General features: G+C 74.3%; 18 protein-coding genes. 12 read left to right on the top strand and 6 right to left on the bottom strand.

All coding sequences use genetic code 11. The annotated features are described in order from the left end of the window. Positions 1-45 precede the first annotated feature (45 nt). Positions 46-249 carry a hypothetical protein gene (locus tag ACIBSW_RS14185; protein ID WP_354717248.1) on the top strand — a complete coding sequence of 68 codons (204 nt, stop codon included), beginning with the start codon at positions 46-48 and terminating at the stop codon, positions 247-249. On the opposite strand, the gene ACIBSW_RS14190 is transcribed toward ACIBSW_RS14185, so the two are convergent. Next, a complete protein-coding gene (locus ACIBSW_RS14190) occupies positions 246-1,565 on the bottom strand; it encodes a hypothetical protein (RefSeq protein ID WP_354717247.1) in 1,320 nt (439 codons plus the stop codon). The two genes, ACIBSW_RS14185 and ACIBSW_RS14190, sit on opposite strands and share 4 nt — an antisense overlap. Here ACIBSW_RS14190 and ACIBSW_RS14195 point away from each other — a divergent pair. Next, entirely contained in the window at positions 1,525-2,127 is a 603-nt protein-coding gene (locus tag ACIBSW_RS14195; protein ID WP_354717245.1) for a hypothetical protein, read from the top strand. The genes ACIBSW_RS14190 and ACIBSW_RS14195 overlap by 41 nt on opposite strands. A 77-nt stretch (positions 2,128-2,204) precedes the next feature. Beyond that, complete coding sequence (locus tag ACIBSW_RS14200) at positions 2,205-3,677, top strand: RNB domain-containing ribonuclease (RefSeq protein WP_354717243.1); 1,473 nt, start codon at positions 2,205-2,207, stop codon at positions 3,675-3,677. 3 nt (positions 3,678-3,680) lie between these two features. On the opposite strand, the gene ACIBSW_RS14205 is transcribed toward ACIBSW_RS14200, so the two are convergent. The 3 genes from ACIBSW_RS14205 to ACIBSW_RS14215 form a co-directional block, all read right to left on the bottom strand. Beyond that, positions 3,681-4,130 carry a VOC family protein gene (locus tag ACIBSW_RS14205; protein ID WP_354717241.1) on the bottom strand — a complete coding sequence of 150 codons (450 nt, stop codon included), beginning with the start codon at positions 4,128-4,130 and terminating at the stop codon, positions 3,681-3,683. Positions 4,131-4,177: 47 nt separating this feature from the next. Further along, positions 4,178-5,008, bottom strand: a complete 831-nt coding sequence (panB, locus tag ACIBSW_RS14210; protein ID WP_354717240.1) for a 3-methyl-2-oxobutanoate hydroxymethyltransferase — start codon at positions 5,006-5,008, stop codon at positions 4,178-4,180. Between the two features lie 100 nt (positions 5,009-5,108). Next, a complete protein-coding gene (locus ACIBSW_RS14215; RefSeq protein WP_354717238.1) occupies positions 5,109-6,878 on the bottom strand; it encodes an NAD+ synthase in 1,770 nt (589 codons plus the stop codon). A gap of 142 nt (positions 6,879-7,020) precedes the next feature. Between ACIBSW_RS14215 and ACIBSW_RS14220 the strand changes: the two genes are divergently transcribed. The 9 genes from ACIBSW_RS14220 (at position 7,021) to ACIBSW_RS14260 (ending at position 18,948) form a co-directional block, all read left to right on the top strand. Further along, positions 7,021-8,373 (top strand): glutamine synthetase family protein, encoded by a 1,353-nt coding sequence (locus tag ACIBSW_RS14220; protein WP_354717236.1) that lies wholly within the window; start codon positions 7,021-7,023, stop codon positions 8,371-8,373. 78 nt (positions 8,374-8,451) lie between these two features. Beyond that, entirely contained in the window at positions 8,452-8,877 is a 426-nt protein-coding gene (locus ACIBSW_RS14225) for a DUF350 domain-containing protein (protein ID WP_354717234.1), read from the top strand. Positions 8,878-8,902: 25 nt separating this feature from the next. Next, positions 8,903-9,340 (top strand): GNAT family N-acetyltransferase, encoded by a 438-nt coding sequence (locus tag ACIBSW_RS14230; RefSeq protein ID WP_354717232.1) that lies wholly within the window; start codon positions 8,903-8,905, stop codon positions 9,338-9,340. 23 nt (positions 9,341-9,363) lie between these two features. After that, entirely contained in the window at positions 9,364-10,173 is an 810-nt protein-coding gene (locus ACIBSW_RS14235; protein WP_354717231.1) for a type 1 glutamine amidotransferase, read from the top strand. Then, entirely contained in the window at positions 10,174-13,209 is a 3,036-nt protein-coding gene (locus tag ACIBSW_RS14240) for a bifunctional [glutamine synthetase] adenylyltransferase/[glutamine synthetase]-adenylyl-L-tyrosine phosphorylase (protein WP_354717229.1), read from the top strand. 150 nt (positions 13,210-13,359) lie between these two features. Next, positions 13,360-14,784: a hypothetical protein gene (locus ACIBSW_RS14245; protein WP_354717227.1), complete on the top strand. Its 1,425-nt coding sequence runs from the start codon at positions 13,360-13,362 to the stop codon at positions 14,782-14,784. Beyond that, a complete protein-coding gene (gene mptB / locus ACIBSW_RS14250; protein ID WP_354717225.1) occupies positions 14,784-16,256 on the top strand; it encodes a polyprenol phosphomannose-dependent alpha 1,6 mannosyltransferase MptB in 1,473 nt (490 codons plus the stop codon). Before ACIBSW_RS14245 ends, mptB (ACIBSW_RS14250) begins: the two co-directional genes overlap by 1 nt. After that, positions 16,253-17,752 (top strand): polyprenol phosphomannose-dependent alpha 1,6 mannosyltransferase MptB, encoded by a 1,500-nt coding sequence (mptB, locus tag ACIBSW_RS14255; protein WP_354717223.1) that lies wholly within the window; start codon positions 16,253-16,255, stop codon positions 17,750-17,752. The genes mptB (ACIBSW_RS14250) and mptB (ACIBSW_RS14255) overlap by 4 nt, the downstream gene beginning before the upstream one ends. Next, a complete protein-coding gene (locus tag ACIBSW_RS14260; protein WP_354717221.1) occupies positions 17,749-18,948 on the top strand; it encodes a glycosyltransferase 87 family protein in 1,200 nt (399 codons plus the stop codon). The genes mptB (ACIBSW_RS14255) and ACIBSW_RS14260 overlap by 4 nt, the downstream gene beginning before the upstream one ends. Here the strand turns inward: ACIBSW_RS14260 and ACIBSW_RS14265 are convergent. Both ACIBSW_RS14265 and ACIBSW_RS14270 read right to left on the bottom strand, forming a co-directional pair. After that, the gene (locus tag ACIBSW_RS14265; protein WP_354717220.1) at positions 18,893-21,988 is read right to left on the bottom strand and encodes a BTAD domain-containing putative transcriptional regulator; all 3,096 of its coding nucleotides are present in this window, start codon (positions 21,986-21,988) and stop codon (positions 18,893-18,895) included. The genes ACIBSW_RS14260 and ACIBSW_RS14265 overlap by 56 nt on opposite strands. A gap of 30 nt (positions 21,989-22,018) precedes the next feature. Next, the gene (locus tag ACIBSW_RS14270) at positions 22,019-22,387 is read right to left on the bottom strand and encodes an RDD family protein (protein ID WP_354717295.1); all 369 of its coding nucleotides are present in this window, start codon (positions 22,385-22,387) and stop codon (positions 22,019-22,021) included. Positions 22,388-22,651 lie beyond the last annotated feature (264 nt).

Here is a 22,651-nt window from a genome sequence, read left to right on the forward strand (position 1 = left end):
CCTGAATCGGTAGCGCATGGTCGATTTCAGGTGCACAGTGATTGCATGAACGACAGTGGGCCCGGCGGCGGCTACTTCTGGTGCCTCCGCCACAAGCGGGTGGAGACCGGGGACGGCGTGTGTCCCGCGCAGTTCCGGCTCGGCCCGTACGCCTCCGCTGACGACGCCACGCGGGCGCTCGAGAACGTCGAGAAGCGCAACGCGGCGTGGGACGCCGAGGATGTCCGCTGGACCGGGGAGGTCAGCTAGCTAGGCCGGCTCGACCCCTGTGTCCAAGCCGGAATCCTGCAGTCTCCAGGCGGAGACGACCCGTAGTCATTCGCAAGGAGGAACGTCCCCATGGCCGTGACCAAGAAGGCCCCGACCCGGGCAGCCGCGACCCGCGCAACATCCGCGCGGGCCGTCGCGTCCCCGGCCGTCGCCGAGCCGGCCCCCGCGTCCCCGCCGGCCGCGTCACCTGCCGCCGCGGAGCCGGAGGCCGACCGGATGCCGGCCACCACCAGGACCGTCGCGGCGGTTTCGCCCAACCCGGTCACCACCGTGCAGGCGATCGTCCAGCCCACCGGGGGCGCGCCGACGAGCACCGAGCCCACCGCGACCGAGCCCGCCGCCGCTCCTGTCGCTCCCGCCGCTCCGGCGGCCAAGCGCACCGCGGCCGCGGCGTCGACCGCGATCAAGCCGGTGACGGCGCGGCCCGCGGGCAGGACCACGGCCGCCAAGAAGACGGCGGCGCGGTCCGGCGCGGCCGGGAGGGCGCCCGCGACCAAGACGGCTACCCGGTCGACGTCCGCACGATCCGCCGCGAAGTCGTCGGCCGCGAAGTCGTCGGCCGCGAAGTCGTCGGCCGCGAAGTCGACGGCTGCTAAGCCGACGGCTGCGAAGGCCACGGTTGCCAAGGCCGGTACCGCGAAGCGCGCGGTGGCGAAGTCGGCGTCCGCGGTGAAGAGCACGACCGCGAAGACCACCGCGGCCAGGTCGGCGACCACCGCCCGCTCCGGCGCGGCGAAGGCGACCGCCACCCGTTCCACCGCAACCAAGGCCGCTGCGGTCAAGGCGGCCGCGGCGAAGAAGGCTGCTGTCGCGAAGGCGGCCGCGGCGAGAAAGGCTGCCGCCGCGAAGACGACCGCGGCGAAGAAGGCGACAGCCGCGAAAACGGCTGCGGCGAAGAAGGCGACAGCCGCGAAGACGACTGTGGCGAAGAAGGCCGCTGCGAAGACGGCCGCTGCGAAGAAGGCTGCTGCGGGCAGGACGACTGCGGCGAAGAAGGCGACCGCGGGCAGGACGACTGCGGCGAAGAAGGCGACCGCCGCCAAGACGACTGCGGCGAAGAGGACTGCCGCCGCGAAGACGGCTGCGGCCAAGAAGGCCACGGCCGCCAAGACGGCCGCTGCGAAGAAGGCGACCGCCGCGAGGACGGCCGCTGCGAAGAAGGCGACCGCTGCGAAGAAGGCGACCGCCGCGAAGACGGCCGCTGCGAAGAAGGCGACCGCCGCGAAGAAGGCGACCGCTGCCAAGAAGACCGCGGTGAAGTCGACCGCCGCGAAGTCGGCGGCCGCGCGGGCCAAGGCGACGAGGCCCGCGGCCCGGAAGGCGACCGCCGGCAGGCCGGTGGCCCGGAAGGCGCCGGCCAAGGTCGCGGCGAAGTCGACGACGGCCAGGAGCACGGCCGCCAAGGCGACCGCGGCGAAGAAGGCCACCGCCGCGAAGAAGACGACCGCGACCAGGCCGGCGGCACGCAAGACGACGGCCAGGAGCACCGCCGCGAAGTCGACGGCCGCGAAGTCGACGGCCACGCGGGCCACCGCCGCGAAGTCCACCGCCGCGAAGTCGGCGGCAGCGAAGACGGCGGCCGCGACGGTCGCGGCCCGGGCCGCGGCCGTGACGGCGGCCAAGGTCGCGGCCGCCAAGAAGGCGACGGCCCGCAGCGCCGCGAACGTGGCCAAGGCCCGGGCGGCCGGCGCCGGCCGTACCGCCAACACCAGGACGGCCGCGATGACCAAGACCTCCGCCACCAACGCCGGCCGGGTCACGAAGGCGGCGACGCCCGCCGCGGCCCGCCGGGCCGTCGCCGGCAACAGCCGCTCCGCCTCGGCCGCACCGGTGCGCAGGGCGGCCGCGAAACGCTGATCCGCACAGCCGCACCGGCAAGGGCCGCGCCGAGGTCGGCGCGGCCCTTGCGCGTCCGCGCCTGGTAGGAATGAGCGGTGCCGATCAACAGGGTGTGGGCGCCGAGCATCGACTTCTCCGTGCTGCGACGCGAGCTCGAACTACCCGGCGAGTTCCCGGATGACGCGATGCGGGAAGCGCGGGAGGCCGTGTCCGCCACCGCGCTGCCGGCGACGGATCGCACCGACATCCCGTTCGTCACGGTCGACCCGGCCACCTCCCGCGACCTCGACCAGGCGATGGCCCTGAGCCGGACCGACTCCGGCGGCTACCGGGTGCGCTACGCCATCGCCGATGTGGCGTCCTATGTGCGGCCGGGTGGCCCGCTCGAGGCGGAGACCTGGGCGCGCGGGCAGACGATCTACCTGCCGGACGGAAAGATCCCGCTGCACCCGCGGCTGCTCAGCGAGGACGCCGTCAGCCTGCTGCCCGGCGTCGACCGGGCCGCCGTGCTCTGGACCATCGACGTGGACTCGGACGGCGCGATCGCCGGGATCGCCCTGGAACGGGCGCGGGTGCGCAGCCGGGCCAAGCTCGACTACGCCGGGCTGCAGGCCGCCGTCGACGCCGGCACCGCTGCCGAGCCGATCGCGCTGCTGCCCGAACTCGGGTCGTTGCTGGCCCGGCGGGCGGCGGACCGGGGTGCGGTCAGCCTGCCGCTGCCCGAGCAGGAGGTCGAGCCGCACGGCGACGGCTGGCGGCTGGTGCTGCGAGCGCCGCTCGACGTCGAGGAGCACAACGCCCAGATCTCGCTGCTCACCGGCATGGCCGCGGCCGAGCTCATGATCGACGGCGGGATCGGCCTGCTGCGGACCATGCCCGCGCCCAGGCCCGAGGCGATCGTCCGGCTGCGCGCCGCGGCCGGGTCGCTCGGCGTCGCCTGGCCGGAGGGCGACTCCGTCGGCGCGGTCGTGGCGTCGATCGACCCGGCGAGCCCGCGCGGGGCGGCGTTCCTCAACCAGGCCGCGGACCTGCTCCGCGGCGCGGCGTACACGGCCTTCGACGGTGATCAGCCGGCGGAGACCGGCCACGGCGGCGTCGGCGCGCCCTACGCGCACGTCACCGCGCCGCTGCGCCGCCTCGCGGACCGGTACGCGACCGAGGTCTGCCTTGCCCTGCACGAGGAGCGGCCGGTGCCGCAGTGGGCCCGCGACGCGCTGCCCCGCCTGCCGAAGAGCATGGCCACCACCGACCGGGTCGCCTCGGGGGCCGACCGGGCGGCGGTGGCGCTGGCCGAGGCGGTGCTGCTCGCACACCGGGTCGGCGAGACGTTCGAGGCCGGCGTGCTCGACATCGACGCACCGCCGAAACCCGCCGCCCAGCCCGAATCCGCCCGGCCCGAGGCCGCCGGTGAGCGGCAGAACCGGCGCCCGCGCGGCGGCACCGTGGCGATCGACGACCCGGCGGTGCAGGCACGCTGCGTCGGCGATTTGCCCCTCGGCGAGCGCATTCAGGTACGCCTGACCGAGGCCGACCCGATCACCCGCAGCGTCCTCTTCGAGCGGGTTTGACCGTTAGGGCAGCCGCGGTACGCCGGCCTCGTCCAGCGGCCAGGCCGGGTTGTAGGTGATCTCCCAGAGGTGCCCGTCCGGGTCGGTGAAGTAGCCGAGGTAGCCGCCCCACTCCGCGCCGCCGCCGGTCTTCACCAGGGTCGCGCCGGCCTGCACCACGGCGCGCAGCGCCTCGTCCACCGCCGCCGGGCTCTCCACGTTGATCGCCAGCATGGTCCCGCGGAAGTCCGTCGCGGGGTTCGGCGGAACGGGGCGCGCGGGCAGGCCGGCGTCGGCCGCGATGTCGTCGGTCGCCACCAGCGACAGCAGGCCGCCGGCCGTATGGAAGAAGCTGACCAGTCCGGGGACCGAGGCGGGGGAGAGGCGCCAGCCGAGGGACTCGTAGAACTCGGTCGCGCGGGCCACGTCGGTCACGCCGAGGGTCGCCAGGCTGACTCGGGCAGGAACGGACATAGACGAAGTGTGCCACTGATCCGATCTTGCCCGAGCCGGACCCTGCCTCAGAACGTGTGTTCCTCCGCCGGGAACGCGCCGCCGCGGACCTCGTCCGCGAACGCCTTCGTCGCCTCGGTCAGCACCCCGGACAGGTCGGCGTAGCGCTTCACGAAGCGCGGCGCCTTGCCGGTACGCAGGCCCGCCATGTCCTGCCAGACGAGCACCTGCGCGTCCGTGTCCGGCCCCGCGCCGATGCCGACCGTCGGGATGGCGAGCTCCTTGGTGACCTGCTTGGCCACGTCGCCCGGCACCATCTCCAGCACCACCGAGAACGCTCCCGCGTCCTCGACGGCCCGGGCGTCGGCGATGACCTCCTCGGCGCCGGTGCCGCGGCCCTGCACCCGGTAGCCGCCGAGGGTGTGCTCGCTCTGCGGCGTGAAGCCGATGTGCGCCATCACCGGGATGCCGGCCCCGGTGATCGCCTTGATCTGCTCGGCGACGCGGCGGCCGCCCTCGAGCTTGATCGCGTGCGCGCCGCCCTCCTTCATGAACCGGACGGCAGTGCGCAGCGCCTGGGTCGGGCCCTCCTCGTACGAGCCGAACGGGAGGTCGGCCACGACCAGCGCGGTCTTCGTCGCGCGCACCACCGCGCGTACCAGAGAAAGCATCTCCTCGACGGTGACCGGGAGGGTCGTCTCGTAGCCGAAGACGTTGTTGGCCGCGGAGTCGCCCACCAGCAGGACCGGGATGCCCGCCTGGTCGAAGATCGCGGCCGTGTACTGGTCGTAGGAGGTCAGCATCGGCCAGCGGTCGCCGCGCTCCTTGGCCGCGATCAGGTCGCGGGTGCGTACGCGGCGGGTGGCGGGGCCCCCGTAGAGCGTGGGGATCTCGGACATCGGTGTCTCCTTCCCTCGAGGCCGCGGGCGTGCGGTCCCCGGGTGTCCCGTAAATCGTCGCACCCGGGGTGCCGTGCCGGTGAGAGTTGAGTGGAGCCCGTCACACCCCCGTCGGCAGGCCCTCGCGGAAGCGGTTGGTGATCGGCAGGCGGCGGTCGCGGCCGAACGCCTTGATCGAGATCTTGGTGCCCGGCGCGGACTGCCGGCGCTTGTACTCGGCGAGGTCGACCAGGCGCAGCACCCGGTCGACCAGGGCGACGTCGTGGCCCGCCGCGATGAGGTCGTCGCGGCCCTGGTCGCCGTCGACGTAGCCGGCCAGGATCGCGTCCAGCACGTCGTAGTCGGGCAGCGAGTCGCTGTCGACCTGGCCCGGGCGCAGCTCCGCGCTCGGCGGCTTGGTGATCGAGTTCTCCGGGATCGGCGGCTCGCCGCCGCGCCGCGCGGCGTCCGCGTTGCGCCACTTGGCCAGGCGCCAGACCAGCGTCTTCGGCACGTCCTTGAGCGGGTTGAAGCCGCCGACCGAGTCGCCGTAGAGCGTCGAGTAGCCGACCGCGAGCTCGCTCTTGTTGCCGGTGGTCAGGACCAGGTGGCCCTCCTGGTTCGACAGTGCCATCAGGATGACGCCGCGGACCCGGGCCTGCAGGTTCTCCACCGCCAGGCCGGACAGCGACATGTTCGCCAGGAACGCGTCGACCATCGGCTGGATCGGCTCGGCGCGGTAGTCCAGGCCGGTCCGCTTGGCCAGGTCGGCGGCGTCGTCCCTGGAGTGTTCGGACGAGTAGCCGCTGGGCATCGAGACGCCGACGACGCGCCGCGGGCCGAGCGCGTCCACCGCGATCGCGGCGACCACGGCCGAGTCGATGCCGCCGGAGAGGCCGAGCACGACCGAGCGGAAGCCGTTCTTCTCCACGTAGTCGTGCAGGCCGAGGGTGAGCGCCGACCAGATCTCCGCCTCGTCGGTCACCCGGTCGGCGATGCCGCCGACCGCCGGACCGTCGTCGGCGAGCGGCCGCAGCGCGGTGCCGGCGGTGACCCGCTCGATGCCCATGCCGTCGTCGGCCCGCTCGCCGAGCGGTGTCTCGGAGAGGTTGGGTGTGTGGTGCGCCTCGGGCAGGTCCAGGTCGTGGATCAGCAGCTCGGAGGTGAACTGCCCGGCCCGGGCCAGCAGCTCGCCCGCGGCGGTCACGATCATCGAGTCGCCGTCGAACACCAGCTCGTCCTGGCCGCCGACCATGTTCACGTACGCGACGGTCGCCCCGGCCTCGGCGGCGCGGCGCTTGACCAGCGGAAGCCGGACATCGTCCTTGTTCAGCTCGTACGGTGACGCGTTGATATTGACCACCAGCCCGACCCCCGCCCGGCCGGCGGCGGCGAACGGCCCGCCGGCCTGCCACACGTCCTCGCAGACGGTGAGCGCGACGTCGACGCCGCCGAGCCGCACCACCGTGAGGGAGTCGCCGGGCTGGAAGTAGCGGTTCTCGTCGAAGACGCCGTAGTTGGGCAGGTGGTGCTTGAAGTAGGTCGCGACGACCTCGCCGCCGAGCAGCAGCGCCGAGGCGTCGCGCAGCCGGGCCTGCTGCGCCGTGCCGTCGGCGTCGACGTAGCCCACGATCACGGCGACGTCGCCCAGCCCGTCGGCGGCCAGGTCGGCGGCGAGGGTGCGCAGGGCGGCCTGCGAGGACGCGACGAACGAGCGCCGGAAGACCAGGTCCTCGATGGGGTAGCCGGTGATCATCATCTCGGGGAACGCGATGAGTTGCGCGCCGGCCGCGGCGGCCCTGCGGGAGGTTTGCCGCACGGCGGCGGCGTTGCCGGGGATGTCCCCGACGGTCGAGTTCACCTGGGCGAGAGCGACACGCAGCGAAGGCATGGCTTCATTCTTCCCCAGCGCCGGAGCGCCGCGTGATCCACATCGGGACTCACCCGGGGCGACCCTGTGGGAGGTGGTCAGCGTAATCTCGGCGTAATGGGACCGGGAGAGACTGATCGCCGGCCAAGCACGAGGGGTTGACGTGGACCGACAGCAGGAGTTCGTGCTTCGTACGCTCGAAGAGCGCGACATCCGTTTTGTCCGGCTTTGGTTCACTGACGTGCTGGGCACCCTCAAGAGCGTCTCCGTCGCGCCCGCCGAGCTCGAGTCCGCCTTCGAAGAGGGCGTCGGCATCGACGGCTCGGCGATCGAGGGCTTCGCCCGGGTCTCCGAGTCCGACATGGTGGCGATGCCGGACCCCACCACGTTCCAGGTCTTCCCGTTCGAGGGCGGCGTCAGCGGCGAGAGCGCCCGGATCTTCTGCGACATCCTGCTGCCCGACGGCAGCGCCGCCTGGGCCGACCCGCGGCACGTGCTGCGCCGCATGCTGGCGAAGGCGGCGGAGAAGGGCTTCACCTTCTACACCCACCCCGAGGTCGAGTTCTTCCTGGTGCAGGACGGGCCGCTGGACGGATCGGTGCCGATCCCGGTCGACGGCGGCGGCTACTTCGACCACACCACCCACTCGGTCGCCCGCGACTTCCGCCGCCAGGCCGTGCTCGCGCTCGAGCGGATCGGCATCTCGGTGGAGTTCAGCCACCACGAGGTCGCGCCCGGCCAGCAGGAGATCGACCTGCGCTACGCCGACGCGCTGACCACCGCGGACAACATCATGACGTTCCGGCACGTGGTCAAGGAGGTGGCGCTGACCCAGGGCGTGCGCGCCACGTTCATGCCCAAGCCGTTCACCGACCAGCCCGGCAGCGGGATGCACACCCACCTGTCGCTGTTCGAGGGCGAGCGCAACGCGTTCTACGACGGCGACGACCCGCAGAAGCTGTCCAAGACGGCGCGCGCGTTCATCGCCGGCCTGCTGGTGCACGCCCGGGAGTACACCGCGGTCACCAACCAGTGGGTCAACTCCTACAAGCGGCTGTTCCCGATGCAGCTGCCGGACCGGATCACCGAGTCGCCCGCGTTCGTCAGCTGGGGCCACCTCAACCGCTCCGCGCTGGTCCGGGTGCCCGCGTTCGGCAAGCCGAACTCGGCGCGGGTCGAGGTCCGCTCGATCGACTCGGCGACCAACCCCTACCTGGCCTTCGCGGTCATGCTCGGCGCCGGCCTCAAGGGCATCGAGGAGGGCTACGAGCTGCCGCCGGGCGCCGAGGACGACGTCTGGTCGCTCTCGCCGAACGAGCGCAAGGCGATGGGCTACGAGGCCCTGCCGGAGAACCTCGCCGAGGCGATCGACGTGATGGCCAAGTCCGAGCTGATCCCCGAGGTGCTCGGCGAGCACGTCTTCGACTTCTTCCTGCGCAACAAGCGCCAGGAATGGGAGCAGTACCGGCGCGAGGTCACCCCGTACGAGCGGCAGCGCTACCTCGGCGCGCTCTGACCTTTTAACCAGCCGGTGGATCACGCGCGTGCGCAGGTCCGATACGGTGCCCTCTGACGTCGTCACGAGGGAGTTGCCGTGCTACAGGATTTGCTTGAGGGTGCCGGGCGCAGCGTCGTGTTCGGCGGTGTCGGAATCGGGCTGATGGCGCTCGGCTATCTGCTGGTCGACCTCCTGACCCCGGGCAAGCTGCGCGACCTGATCTGGGTGGAGAAGAACCCGAACGCGTCCCTGCTGCTGGCCGCCAACCAGATCGGCATCGCGTTGATCGTCTTCACCGCGATCTTCACCAGCTACTCGAACTTCGTCGAGGGCCTGGCGTCGACGGTCATCTTCGGTTTCCTCGGCATCATGGTCATGGGCACGGCGTTCCTGGTCCTCGACTGGATGACGCCGGGCAAGCTGGGCGAGGTCATCTGCACGCCGGAGCGGCACCCGGGCGCGCTGGTCAGCGCGGCGTCGCACCTCGGTGCGGCCCTGATCGTCTGCGCCTGCATCTCCTGACCTGGCCGCCTGGGATGATGCCCGGGTGATCATCAGTCTCGAGCCCGTCACCAAGGACAACTGGCGGGCCTGCGCGGCGCTCGCCGTGCGGCCCGACCAGCGGGACTTCGTCAACGACGTGTCGCACTACCTCTGCCTGTGCCACTACGGCGGCCTCTGGCAGCCGCTCGCGGCCGTGCACGACGGCGAGGTCGTCGGCTTCTGCATGTGGGCCGCCGACGACGACCGGAGCCGGTGGATCGGCGGGGTCGTCGTCGACGCCGCCCGTCAGCGGGCCGGCGTCGGCCGCGCGATGGTGACCGCGCTGCGTGACCGGCTCGGCGCCGAGCCGGACTGCCCGAACGTCGCGCTGAGCTATACGCCGGAGAACGGCGCCGCCCGGGCCCTCTACGCGTCGCTCGGCTTCGTCGAGACCGGCGAGGTGGAGGACGGCGAGGTCGTCGCCCGGTGGACCGCACCGTAAACGGGTGGCCGGGGTGGATGTCGGTGGCACCCGATAGCCTCGAACCCGTGGGCACAGCGCTGGTAATCGAGAACGACCCGTCCGACGACCTCCGCAGGCTCGGCGACTGGTTCGCCGAGGCGGGTCTCGAGCTGACCGTGCTGCGCCCGCACGCGGGCGATCCGCTGCCCGAGACGCTCGACGGCCACCTGGCCCTGATCGTGCTCGGCGGCGACCAGAGCGCCTACCCGGGCGTCGCCGGCGAGCCGGGCGCGCCCTGGTTCCCCGCGCTCGAGGGGCTGCTGCGCAAGGCCGTGCGCCACCGCGTGCCGACGCTCGGCGTCTGCCTCGGGGCCCAGCTGCTCGCCTCGGCGCACGGCGGCCTCGTGGAGCGCAGCACCTCCGGGCCCGAGATCGGCCCGGGGCTGGTCGCGCGCCGGGACGCGTCCGACGCCGACCCCCTGTTCAAATGGGTGCCGCTGCTGCCCGACGTGGTGCAGTGGCACAACGACGAGATCACCGAGCTGCCCATCGGCGCGGTGCTGCTCGCCGCCTCGACGCGCTATCCGCACCAGGCGTTCCGGCTCGGCGACCGGGCCTGGGGCCTGCAGTTCCACATCGAGTGCGACGCCGACATGATCGCCGGCTGGGCCCGCTCCGACGTCGCGGTCCTCGACGCGCTCGGCTACGACGGCGACGCGGTCGTCGCGGCCACCGCCGACGTGCTCGCCGACGTCGAGGAGGCCTGGCAGCCGTTCGTGGCGCGGTTCGCGGCGCTGGCCCTCGGCGAGCTGCCCGACGCGGACATCCCCGCTCCCGGCAACGCCCGCACGCTCCCGCTGCTGGGTCAGTAAATGACCAGGCCCAGCCGGCTGGCCCGGTACGGCTTCGCCGACAACGGCACCCGCGCGGCCGACCTGCTCGGCCCGGGCGGGCTGCGGCTGTGGGACGCCGAGGCGCAGGGCCCGGTCGGCACCGACGCCGGCGAGCTCATCCACGCGCTGTCGCTGGCCGCCGACCCCAACCTGGCGCTGCGCCAGCTGCACCGGCTGATCGACGCGGTCGCCCGCGCCGCCCGGCGCGCCGACGGCGGCCCGGTGACCGGCCCCGGCGAGGAGATCGCCGAGAGTCCGGCCGCCGACGCGGTCCTGGCCTCGCTGTACGGCGACCCCGGGCTGCGCCGACGCCTGATCGCGGTGCTCGGCGCGTCGTCGGCGCTCGGTGACCATCTGGTGGCCAACCACGACGAGTGGCGGGTGCTGGCCACCGGCAAGACCGGCCTTCCGCCGAACGCCGAGGGACATCTCGAGTTCGGCGAGTCCGCCGGCTCGGGGCCGCCGAGCGTCCCGGCGCTGCGGGCGGCGTACCGGATCGCCCTGCTGCGGATCGTGGCCGCCGACCTGACCGGCGGCCGCGGCCTGGAGCCGACGATGGCCGCGCTCTCCCGGCTGGCCGACGAGACCCTGGCGGCGGCCTACGGGATCGCCGTCGCCGGCCTGCCGTCCGGCACGCCCGAGCCGCGGCTCGCGGTCGTCGCGATGGGCAAGTGCGGCGGCTACGAGCTCAACTACGTGTCCGACGTGGACGTCATCTTCGTGGCCGCCGGCGACGAGGACCTCAGCGCCGGCACCGTCGTCGCCGCCCGGCTCATCGAGGTCTGCGGCCAGGTCGCCTGGCCGGTCGACGCGGCGCTGCGCCCGGAGGGCAACCGTGGCCCGCTGGTCCGCACGCTCGCCAGCCACCAGGCCTACTACCGCCGCTGGGCGCGCACCTGGGAGTTCCAGGCGCTGCTCAAGGCGCGGCCGGCCGCCGGCGACCTGGCTCTCGCGGCCGAGTGGATCGATGACCTGGCCCCGCTGGTGTGGCACGCGGCCGAGCGGCCCGAGGCGGTCGCCGACGTGCGCGACATGCGCAGGAAGATCATCGACAACGTGCCGCCCAAAGAGGTGGACCGCGAGATCAAGCGGGGCCCGGGCGGGCTGCGCGACATCGAGTTCGCGGTGCAGCTGCTGCAGCTGGTGCACGGCCGGATCGACGAGTCGCTGCGCGAGCCCGGCACGCTGCCCGCGCTGCGCGCCCTGGTGGCGGGCGGCTACGTGGGGCGCGACGACGGCGAGACGCTGCTGCGCGGCTACCGGTTCCTGCGCGGCGTCGAGCACCGCCTGCAGATGCAGAGCCTGCGGCGCACCCACACCGTGCCCGACGACCCGGCCGCGCTGCGCTGGCTCGCCGCGGCCCTCGGCTACCGGGCGCTGCCCGGCCGCGACGCGGTCGAGGCGTTCCGCTCCGACTGGGTCGGCCACGCCGCGCACGTGCGCCGCCTGCACGTCAAGCTGCTGTACCAGCCGCTGCTCGAGGCCGTGGCGCGGGTGCCCGCGGAGGCGCTGCGGATGACGCCGGAGTCGGCCGGCCGCCGGCTCGAGGTCCTCGGCTTCGCCGACCCGGCCGGCGCGCTGCGTCACCTCCAGGCGCTCACCGGCGGGGTCAGCCGCACGGCGGCCATCCAGCGCACGCTGCTGCCGATGCTGCTGCAGGAGTTCGCGGACGCGCCCGAGCCGGACCGCGGCCTGCTCAACTACCGGCACGTCTCGGACAAGCTGGGCAGCACCCCCTGGTATCTGCGGCTGCTGCGCGACGGCGGCCCGGTCGCCCGCCGGCTGGCCCGCGTGCTCAGCCTCTCCCGGTACGCGACCGACCTGCTCACCCGCGACCCGGAGGCGCTGCGGCTGCTCGCCGACGACGCCGAGCTCCAGCCGCGGCCGCGTGAGGTGCTGCGCGACGGCTTCATCGCGGCCGCCGACCGCTACCTGCGCGACGGCGTCACCGACCCGGCGCAGGCCATCGCCGCGGTCCGCGCGGTGCGCCGCCGCGAGCTGTTCCGGCTCGCCTGCGCCGACATCCTCAGCCAGGCCGGCGACCTGGCCCCGGCGCAGCCGCTCGACGTGCACGCCGTCGGCGTCGCGCTCTCCGACGTCACCGACGCGACGCTCGGCGCGGCGCTGCACGCCGCCCGGCGGGTCCGCCCCGGCCCCGAGGGCCTGCGCTTCGCGGTGATCGGCATGGGCCGGCTCGGCGGCTACGAGATGAGCTATCCCTCCGACGCCGACGTGCTCTTCGTCTACGCGCCGCCGGAGGGCATGTCCGACGGCGACGCCAGCGCGTCGGCGCACGCGGTCGCCGAGGAGCTGCGCCGCACGCTCAGCGCGCCGGCGCCGGACCCGCCGCTCGGCGTCGACGCCGACCTGCGCCCGGAGGGCCGGCAGGGCCCGCTGGTCCGCAGCCTGAACGCGTACGCGCAGTACTACGCGCGCTGGTCGAAGGTCTGGGAGTCGCAGGCGCTGCTGCGGGCCCGCTTCGTCTGCGGCGACGAGGACCTGGGCCGCGAGTTCGAGGCCCTCGCCGACGGGATGCGGTACCCCAGCGGCGGCCTGACCCGCGAGCAGGTCACCGAGATCCGCCGGATCAAGGCCCGGGTGGAGACCGAGCGGCTGCCCCGCGGCGCCGACCCGAACACGCACACCAAGCTGGGCCGCGGCGGCCTGGCCGACGTCGAGTGGGCGGTGCAGCTGGTGCAGCTGCGCCACGGATACGCCCTGCCCGCGCTGCGGATGACCTGCACGCTCGAGGCGCTGGCCGCGGAGCTGCAGGCCAAGCTCGTGGACCGGGTCGACGCGGCGGCGATGACGGCGGGCTGGACCCTGGCGGCCCAGGTGCGCAACGCGCTGACCCTGGTGCGCGGGCGCCCGACCGACCAGCTGCCGCGGCACGGCGTCGAGCTGGCCGGGGTCGTGCGGCTGCTCGGCGGCGGCGACCCGGGCGAGTTCGTCGACCGCTACCTGCGGATCACCCGGCGCTCGCGCGCGGCAATGGAGCGGGTGCTGGATGCTTGATGCCGGTAGGGGGTGTCTCGCGGATCATGACGGCCTGCGGCGGATCCAGCTTCCGTCTCGCCGCGCGGGCCGAAAGGCCGGATACAACACCGGTATCCGACCTTTCACCCCACTTGCGAGACGAAACCTGGACCTCGCCTCGGCGACGCCATGATCCGCGAGACACCCCCTACCCGGCCGATCCTGGCCGCGGCGGCGCTCGCCGTGCTGCTGCGCCTGCCGTTCATGTTCACCGGGCTGTCGACCGACGAGGGCGGCTACGCCTACGTGGCGCAGCAGTGGTCGCGGGGCGCCCGGCTGTACGACACCGCCTGGCTGGACCGGCCGCAGGGCCTGCTGCTGACGTACCGGGCGCTGCTGGCCATCGACGACTCCGGGTGGGCGATCCGGCTCGGCATGGTCCTGGCCGGGGCGATCATCACGGTGGCGCTCGGCGCGATCGGCTGGCTGCTGGCGGGCCGCGCGGTGGGCAACGCGGCGGCGTGGATCTACGCGGTGGTCGGCCTCGCGCCGCACCTGGAGGGCATCACGCTCAACGGCGAGCTGCTGGCCGCGGTGCCGTCGACGGTGGCGATCGCGCTCGCGGTCAACTGGTGGCGCCGGGACGCCTCGCTGTGGTGGCTGGCCGGCGCGGGTGTGCTGGCCGGCACCGCGCTGACGATGAAGCAGTCGGGCATCGACGGCATCGTCGTCGGCGCCGTGATCGTGCTGCTCGCCCGGCGCGGCGCCGCCCGGCTCGCCGCGGGCGGGGCGTTCGCCGCCGGCGTCGCGGTGCCGCTGGCGGCCTCCGCGCTGCACGGCCTCGCGGTCGGCTGGTCCTACTACTGGACCGCGCTGATCGGCTACCAGCTGTCCGCGATGGGCGGCTCGGGGTCGAACACCGGGACGCGGCTGGAGGATCTCGGCCGGCACGCCGGCGACATCGCGCTCGGCCTCGCGGTGATCGTCGTCGTCTCGTTCTTCGGCTGGCGGGGCTTCGATCGCGGCGGCCGGTGGCTGCTCGGCGCCTGGCTGCTCGCCGGGTTCGCCGGCATCAACCTCGGCGGCTCCTACTGGCCGCACTACTTCGTCCAGCCGCTGCCCGCCCTCGTGTTGCTGGCGGCGGCCGCGGTCGTCGCGGTCCCGACGGTGGGTTGGCGGCGGGCCCTGGCCGCGGTGGTCGTGCTGCCGACCCTCGGGTGGCTGGTCGCGCTGGCCGTCATGTCGCCGGCCCGGCGGGCTGACACCGTCCCGTACGATGCGCTGGCCGCCCGCGACGACAAGATAGCGGCCGTGATCAGGGACTCCACGACGCCGGACGACCGGATCTACGTCCTGGAGTCCGAGGCGTACCTGTACTTCGCGGCGCAGCGTCAGTCGCCGTATCCATATCTTTGGGGCAAACCGATCGACAAGATCCCGGACGCGCTGCCGCGCCTGCGCGCGATGCTCGACTCGCCGCAGCGCCCGGCCCTCGTCGTCCTCGACACGCCGCCCGACGCGGTCGACCCGAGCGGCGGGCTCGCGGCCGACCTGGCCGCGAACTACCACCTCGAGACGGTCGTCGAGGGCGTGCCGATCCTGAGGGCCAACTGATGGCCGCGGTGCTGCCCGCCGGGCGGCGGGCCGTGGCGGGATGGCTGTCCCGGCCCGCGGTGCTGCGCTGGCTCGGGCTGTTCGGCGCGGCCTGCTGCGCCGTCGACGGCGTCCTGTTCGGCGCGCCGACCTGGATCCGCCGGGGCGTGTCAGTGATGAGCATCCTGCGCGGCCCGAACGGTCCACTGATCATGCTGCTCTGGATCGCCGGGCTGACGGCGCTCTGCACCGCCTGGTGGTGCGGGCGCAGGCTCGTCGCCGACGGCCTGGTGAGCCGGCGGTGGATCATCGTCACCGGCCTGCTCTGGGTGCTGCCGATGCTGGTGATCCCGCCGCTGGCCAGCCGCGACATGTACGCGTACGCGTGCCAGGGTTCGCTGTTCGACGCGGGCTTCAACCCGTCCGTCGTCGGGGTGTCCGCGCAGCCGTGCCCCTGGCTCGACTCGGTCTCGCTGGTGTGGCGGGACACGCCGACGCCGTACGGGCCGCTCTGGATCATGCTCACCGGCCTGGCCGCCGCGTTCGGCTCGCAGGCCGTCGCGCTCGCGGTCTTCCGGATCTACGCGGTGCTCGCGGTGCTCGCGCTGGCCGCGGTCGTGCCGGTGCTGGCCCGCCTGCGGGGCGCGCCGGCGGACCGGGCGCTGTGGCTCGTGCTGTGCTGCCCGATCGTCGCCGTGCACGTCGTCGGCGGCGGGCACAACGACGCGCTGACCATGGCGTTGCTGCTCGCCGGGCTCGCGCTGATCGCCGGCCGGCACCGCTCGATCGCCCTGCTGGTCGCGGGCGGCGCCGTCGTCGGCGCCGCGATCGCGGTCAAGACCACCGTCGGGGTGGTGCTGCCGTTCGCGGCGCTGCTCGCCTCCGGCGGGCTGCCGCCCGGCCGCGAGGGGTGGCTGCGCTTCCTGCGCCGCGGCGGCGCGGTGGTCGGCGGGGCGCTCGCCGGGCTGCTGGTGCTCTCGGCCGTCTCCGGGCTCGGGCTGGGCTGGGCCACCGCGCTGTCCGGCGCCGGGGAGTCCCGCAGCTGGACCTCGCCGTCGACGGCCGTCGGCATCGCGATCAACGCGGCCGCGAAGTGGTTCGGCCTGCAGATCGACGCGGTGCCCGCGACCCGGCTGATCGCGCTGATCCTGATGCTGGCCGGGCTCGTGGTGCTCTGGTGGCGCTTCCGGCGCGGCGATCCGCTGCACGGCGCCGCCCTGGCCTGCCTCGTCGTCATCTTCTGCGCGCCGATCACCCAGCCCTGGTACCTGTACTGGGCGCTGGCGCTGTTCGCCGTCACCACGCTGAAGTTCCGGTGGCTGGAGATCGCGGTCATCGCGGGGATGTTCCTGATCCTGCCCAACGGGGACGGCGCCTGGAAGCCGCTGCAGGTTCCGTTCGCGTTCCTGATGACGGGGCTGGTCGTGTGGGTCGGCCGGCGGGCGGTCAGGTGGCTGCGCGAGCCGGCCCCGGTCGAGGCGACCGTCACTTGACGCCGGCCGTCATCCGGTGGGGCGGCCTCGCGGGCAGCGTCGCGACCGCGGCCTCCGCGTACCTCGGTGGCTCCGGGTTCGTGCGGGTGCCCAGCGTCAACCCGCTCACGCTGCTCAGCGGGCAGCGGGGCGTCCTGCTGCCGATCTGCTGGGTGCTCGGCACCGCGCTGCTGATCGGTGCCTGGTGGTGGGGGCGGCATGTGGTGCCCTCCACCCGGTGGGCGCTGGTCACCGCCGGGCTCTGGCTGCTGCCGGTGCTGCCGTTCCTGCCGCTGGGCAGCGCCGACGTCTACTCGTACGCCTGCCAGGGGTATGTCCAGCACGCCGGCGGTGACCCGTACGCGATGGGTGTGCAGGAATTCGGCTGCCCCTGGCTGGATTCGGTGGCGACCTCCTGGCGCGACTCGCCGGCGCCGTACGGCCCGCTCTTCCTCATCCTGGCGGGCTGGGCCGTCGGCATCGCCGGCGGCTCGCTCGCCGTCGTCATCGCCGGGCTGCGGGTCATCGCGCTGGCCGGGCTGGTGCTGACCGCGGTGGCCCTGCCGGTGCTGGCCCGGCGCGCGGGCCGGGACCCGGCGCGGGCGGTCTGGCTGGTGCTGGCCTGCCCGCTCGTGCTGGTGCACCTGGTGTCCGGCGCGCACAACGACGCGCTGATGATCGGGCTCATCGTCGCGGGCCTGGCCCTGGCCGCGAGCGCGGGACCGCCGCCGGCCGTCGGGCGGCTGCCGCTTCCCGCGCCCGCGCCGCCGACCACCCGGCGACCGCCGCTTCCGGCGTCCGTGCTGCTGGTCGTCGCCGGGCTGGTCCTCGGGCTCGCGGTCGCAGTCAAGGCGACGGCCGTCGTGGTGCTGCCGTTCGCGCTCCTCGCCGCCGCGGCGCCCGGCCGCCGCGGCGCGCCGGTGCCGCCGAGGGACCTGTGGCGCCCGGCGCTGGGCCTCGGCGTCGGCGCGCTGCTGGCCACGGCGGCGTTGTCGGTGGCCTCGGGGCGCGGCTTCGGCTGGGTGGCCGGCCTCGCGCGCAGCGGCGACAGCGTGACCTGGGGCTCGCCGTCCACCGCGGTCGGGCTGTCCGTCGACTTCGTCGTGCGGCTGCTCGGCGGAGAGGTCGACGCCGTGCCGGTGACCCGCGCCCTCGGTATCGCGCTGCTCGCGGTGGTCCTGGTGGTGCTCTGGTTGCGGGCCCGGTCGGGCGGCGCGCTGCCCGGCGCCGGCCTGGCACTGGCGGCGACGGTGCTCTGCGCCCCGGTCTTCCACCCCTGGTACGCCACCTGGCCGCTCGCGGTCCTCGCCGCGACCGGCACCCGGATGGACGGCGCCGAGCGCGAGGACCGGTGGCTGCTCGGCCTCTGCGCGTTCGCCGCGACCCTCACCCTGCCGGCCGGCTACAACTGGGCGCTGTACACCCGCGTGCCCGGCGCGCTCGTCGTCACCGCCGCGCTGATCGCGCTGGCCGTCGTGCGGGTGCGCCGGCGCCGGGATCGTAAGGTGTTCGCGTGACGCGCCGGGCCTCGATCATCGCCGCCCTCGTGGCGCTCACCGCCGCGCTCCTCGCCTGGTCCAGCTTCTACCACCGCTTCTTCGACTCGAAGGTGTACTCCGGCGCGGTCCGGTACTGGTTCCGCGAGGGCGGCATGGTCTACGACTGGCTGCAGCCCGGCACCCCGTACGGGTTCACCTATCCGCCGTTCGCCGGGATCGTCATGTCGCCGATGGCGTACCTGCCGTACCCGCTGGTCCTGGTGATCGCGAGCCTGGCGACGGTCGCCAGCACCGCGCTGGTGACCTGGTGGCTGGTCCGGTCGATGGTGCGCCGGGCGGGCTGGGCGCCGTGGTTCGCCGGCGGCGTCGCCGTCACCCTCGCGCTCTGCTTCGAGCCGGTCCGCGAGACGTTCAGCTTCGGCCAGGTCAACACGCTGCTGCTCGCCCTGGTCGTCGGCGACGTGCTCTTCGGGGTCGCCCGCGGCCGCGGGTGGGCCGGCGTGGGCATCGGCCTGGCCACCGCGATCAAGCTGACCCCGGCCGTGTTCGTCCTCTACCTGCTCGTCACCCGGCAGTGGCGGGCCGCCGGCACCGCCATCGGTACGGCCGCCGCCGCGACGCTGGTGGCGGCCGGCCTCTTCCCGGCGGCGTCCCGCGAGTTCTGGACCGCCGCGCTGTGGGACACCAACCGGGTCGGCAACCTCGAGTACCTCTCCAACCAGTCGCTGCGCGGGATGCTGGCGCGGCTGCCGGTGGACACGGTCGAGGCGAAGCTCTGGGTCGCGTGCGTGCTGGTCGCGCTGGCGTTCTGGTTCGTCCGGGTGCGCGCCGCCGCCCGGCTCGGCGACCACCTGGGCGGGCTCGCGCTCACCGGCGTCGTCGGCTGCCTGATCAGCCCGGTCTCCTGGGTGCACCACTGCGTCTGGCTGCTTCCGGCGATCGTCCGCTGCGTCGACGCCGGGTTGTCGTCCGGGCGGGACCGTCGGCAGCTGTGGTTGGGCGGGGCGGCGTACCTGGTGCTGTCGTCGCGGCTCACCTGGCTGTGGGAGAACGGTCCCCGGCCGCCGCTCGCGGTCGTCGGCAGCAACCTCTACGTCTGGTTCGGCCTCGCGTTGCTGATCTGGATGCCGCTGGGCGAGCCGACCGGCACGCCCCGGCTCAGGCGGCCGGCGGCGGTTGCAGCCCCGTCGCCGCCAGTGCGGTCTCCGGGGTGACCGCGTCGCCCGAGCGGTACGCGCGCTCGTAGCCTTCCTCGTCCAGCGCGGCTCGGGCCGCGGCCTGTATCCGTTCGGTGTCCGGCACCGAGCGGTCCACCGACCCGCGCACCGCGTCGGCGGCGCCCATCAGCATCGCCGCCCGGGCCGGCTCCCCGGCGCGCAGCGCGTAGTCGGCGACCCCGACCAGGACGTACCCGATCACCGGCGAGTCCATCGAGTCGACGGCGAGCTCGACCGCGCTCAGGTGCAGGGCGTGCGCCGCGGCCAGGTCCCCGGCCGCGCCCTCGATCAGCGCCAGCGCCGACCGGGTCAGCGCCCGGAACTGCGGCGCGTGACCGGACATGTCGGTCACCTGCTCGGCCCGGGCGATCCGCTGCCGCGCCTCGTCGAGCGAGCCCTCCTGGCGGGCGATGGTCGCGTAGCCGTACTCGACCGCGGCCAGGACCTCGGGCAGGCCGATGTCCACCGCCGTCTCATGTGCCTGCTTGAGCAGGCGGTGCGCCTCGGCGTGGTCACCGGCCAGCCACAGCTGGTGCGCCAGCTTCGTCTCGAGCTGCGGCAGGTCCTCGCGGATGCCGACCTCGCGGACCAGCGCGATCGCCTCCCGCTGCCAGTTCACCGCGTCCTGGAAGTCGCCGCGCGACGCGGCCATGTCGCCGAGCGCGCTGAGCGAGAAGCCGATGCCCCAGCGCTCCCCGGTGGCCCGGAAACCGTCCAGCGCCTCGCGCAGCTCGGCCCGGGCGAGGTCCGCGCTCTGCCCGAAGTTGAGCCGCACGTGCGCCACGATCATCTTGGCGATCGCCCGCAGCCACGGGTCCGGATCCTCGAAGAGCGGCTCGATCTCCGCGAAGACGGGCGGACGCCCGGCGGACTGGAACAGGGTCGCCATCGGGCGCAGCAGCCGCAGCACCGGATGCCGGGAGTCCGGCCCGGCGCCCGCGCGCTCGGCCGCCCGGAACCACTCCTGAACCTCGTCGAACGGCGCCGCGCCCTCGAGCCCGTTCAGCGCCGCGGACGCGTACGTCAGCGCGCGGTCCTCGGGGTCGGCCTCGCCGGCCATGGCCGTCACGTCGCGGGCCAGCGCGCAGCCCTCGGCGCGGTGCCCGCGCAGCCACCAGTACCAGCCCAGCCGGGCGGTCAGCGCCGTGGCGGTGCGCGCGTCGCCGGCGTCGATCGCCGCGCGTACGGCCGCGTGCAGGTTGTCGTGTTCGGCGCCGAGGCGGCGCAGCCAGGTGAGCTGGTCCGCCCGGCGCAGCTCGGGCTCGGCGGCGCCGGCCAGCTCCAGCAGGTAGTGGGCGTGCGCGACGCGCATCCGCTCGGCCTCGCCCGCCTCGGCGAGGCGCTCCAGGCCGTACTCCCGGATGGTCTCCAGCATCCGGTAGCGGTCGCCCGCGAGGACCAGCAGGGACTTGTCGACCAGCGCGCCGACGAGGTCGAGCTCCACGCCGCAGACCCGCTCGACCGCGGTCACGTCGGCGCCGCCGTGGAACACGGAGAACCGCCGCCACAGCGTCCGCTCGTCGTCGTCGAGCAGATCCCAGCTCCAGTCGACGACCGCCCGCAGCGTCTGATGCCGGGGCAGCGCGGTGCGGCTGCCGCCGGTGAGCAGCCGGAACCGGTCGGTGAGCCGGTCGGCCAGCACGTCGACGGGCAGCGTCCGCAGCCGGGCTGCGGCCAGCTCGATGGCGAGCGGCATCCCGTCCAGGGCGCGGCAGATCCGGACCACCGGGCCGGTGGTGTGCGGATCCAGCCGGAACCCCGGCCGCGCGGCCGCCGCCCGGTCCAGCAGCAGCCGTACGGCGGGGTAGCCGGCGGCCTCCTGCGACTCCGACGGCGCGACGGCGAGCGGCTCGACGGGCCAGAGCCGCTCGCCGGGGATGCCGAGCGGCTCCCGGCTGGTCGCCAGCAGCCGCAGGCCCGGCGCGGCCCGGAGCATGGCGTCGGCGACCGCGGCCGCGGCGTCGATGAGATGCTCGCAGTTGTCGAGGATGAGCAGCAGGTCCTTGCCGGCGAGCGCCTCGGTCAGCCGGGTCAGCGGGTCGATCGACTCGCTGACCACCGTGCCGAGCCCCGGCCGGGCGACCAGCACCTGGCCGCGCAGGTTCAGCGCGGTCAGGATCGTGTGCGGCACCTCGGCGGGGTCGGTGACCGGCGCCAGCTCGACCTGCCAGACGCCGTCCGGGCGGCCGGCGGCCAGCGCCTGCCCGGCCTCGACCGACAGCCGGGTCTTGCCGCTGCCGCCGGGCCCGGTCAGGGTCACCAGCCGGTGCGCGGCGATGAGCTCGCTGACCGCACGCAGGTCGTCCTCGCGGCCGATGAAGCTGCTCACGTCCGCGGGCAGGTTGCCCCGGGACCGCCGCTGACGCCCGCGCAGCGTCGCCACGTGCAGCGCGGACAGCTCCGGCGACGGGTCGGCGCCGAGGGCGTCGGCCAGCTCGGCGCGGATGCCCTCGAAGACGGTCAGCGCGCGCCCGGGATGCCCGGCCGCGACCAGGGCCCGCATCAGTAGTCCGGCCAGCGGCTCGTGCAGCGGATGCGCCGCGACCAGGGCCTCCAGCTCGGGCACCAGGTCGGCGTCGCCCCCGGCCCGCAGCCGCGCCTCGATCCGGTCCTGCCGGGCGGCCAGCCGCAGCTCGTCGAGGCGCACCGCGTCGGCCCGCGCCACGTCGGGGAACTCCGTCGGCCCGCGCCAGAGCGACAGGGCCTCCTCGCTGCGGCCCTCCGCGACCAGCCGGGTGAAGCGATGCGCGTCCACCCGGTCGCGGTCCAGGTCGAGCCGGTATCCGGCGGGCGTCGCCGCGACCGCCAGGCCCGGCGCGGCGCGGCGCAGCCGGGACACCAGCGCCTGCAGCGCGTTGCCGGCGCTGGCCGGCTGATCATCACCCCAGACCCCGTCGGCCAGCCGGCCGGTGGACACGGCGCGGCCCGCGTCGAGGGCGAGCAGGATCAGGAGGGTACGCAGGCGCGCGCCCGCGACCGGCACCGCCTCACCGGTGTCGGCCCGCAGCTCGACCGGGCCGAGCACCGCGATGTCCACAGGGTCGATTCTGCTCCCTCCGCGCCCGCTTTATCGGCCGCGTGGCGGCAGTCCGACGACGATCGATCCGGCGGCGCGGTCGTGCAGGCCGCGGCGGTCGTCGTCCATGATCACGGCCGGGACCAGCAGCGCCAGCAGCGCGCCACGCAACAGCCCCTTGAGCACGCCGATGGCGCCGCCGTCGGACGCCGAGACGCAGCGGATCCGGGCCAGCGACATGCCCGGCGTCTGTCCGAAGGGGCCGATGAAGAGGGCGTTGAAGAGGATCAGCAGGACCACGGGCGGCCAGGCGATGACCCGCGGGTCGGCGTAGAGACTGGCGATCACCAGGCACAGCGCCCAGTCGATCAGGAGCGCGGCGAACCGGCGGCCGAAGTTGGCCGGCCCCAGCTTGGTCAGATCGAGGGCCGCCGCCCGGTCGGGTGGGGTCGGTGTGCCATTCGCGGGTGTCGCCACGGGATGCGAGAGTAACGGCGCCCCGCTGAGACGATGCTGAGGGGGCGTTTCGGCATGAAAAGTTCCACACGTGGCGGTAGGGTCCGGGTGTCGCGGGGCTCCGTAACACGCCGGTAACAATAGGGATACGCCCGGGCAACGGCGGACCCATAGCGTCGCGACCAGCCTAGCCACGAGGCGGCTCACGCCGCCCCGGTTCGAAAATCC

Source organism: Actinoplanes sp. NPDC049668 (genome assembly GCF_044465445.1).
Taxonomy (GTDB): Bacteria; Actinomycetota; Actinomycetes; order Mycobacteriales; family Micromonosporaceae; genus Actinoplanes.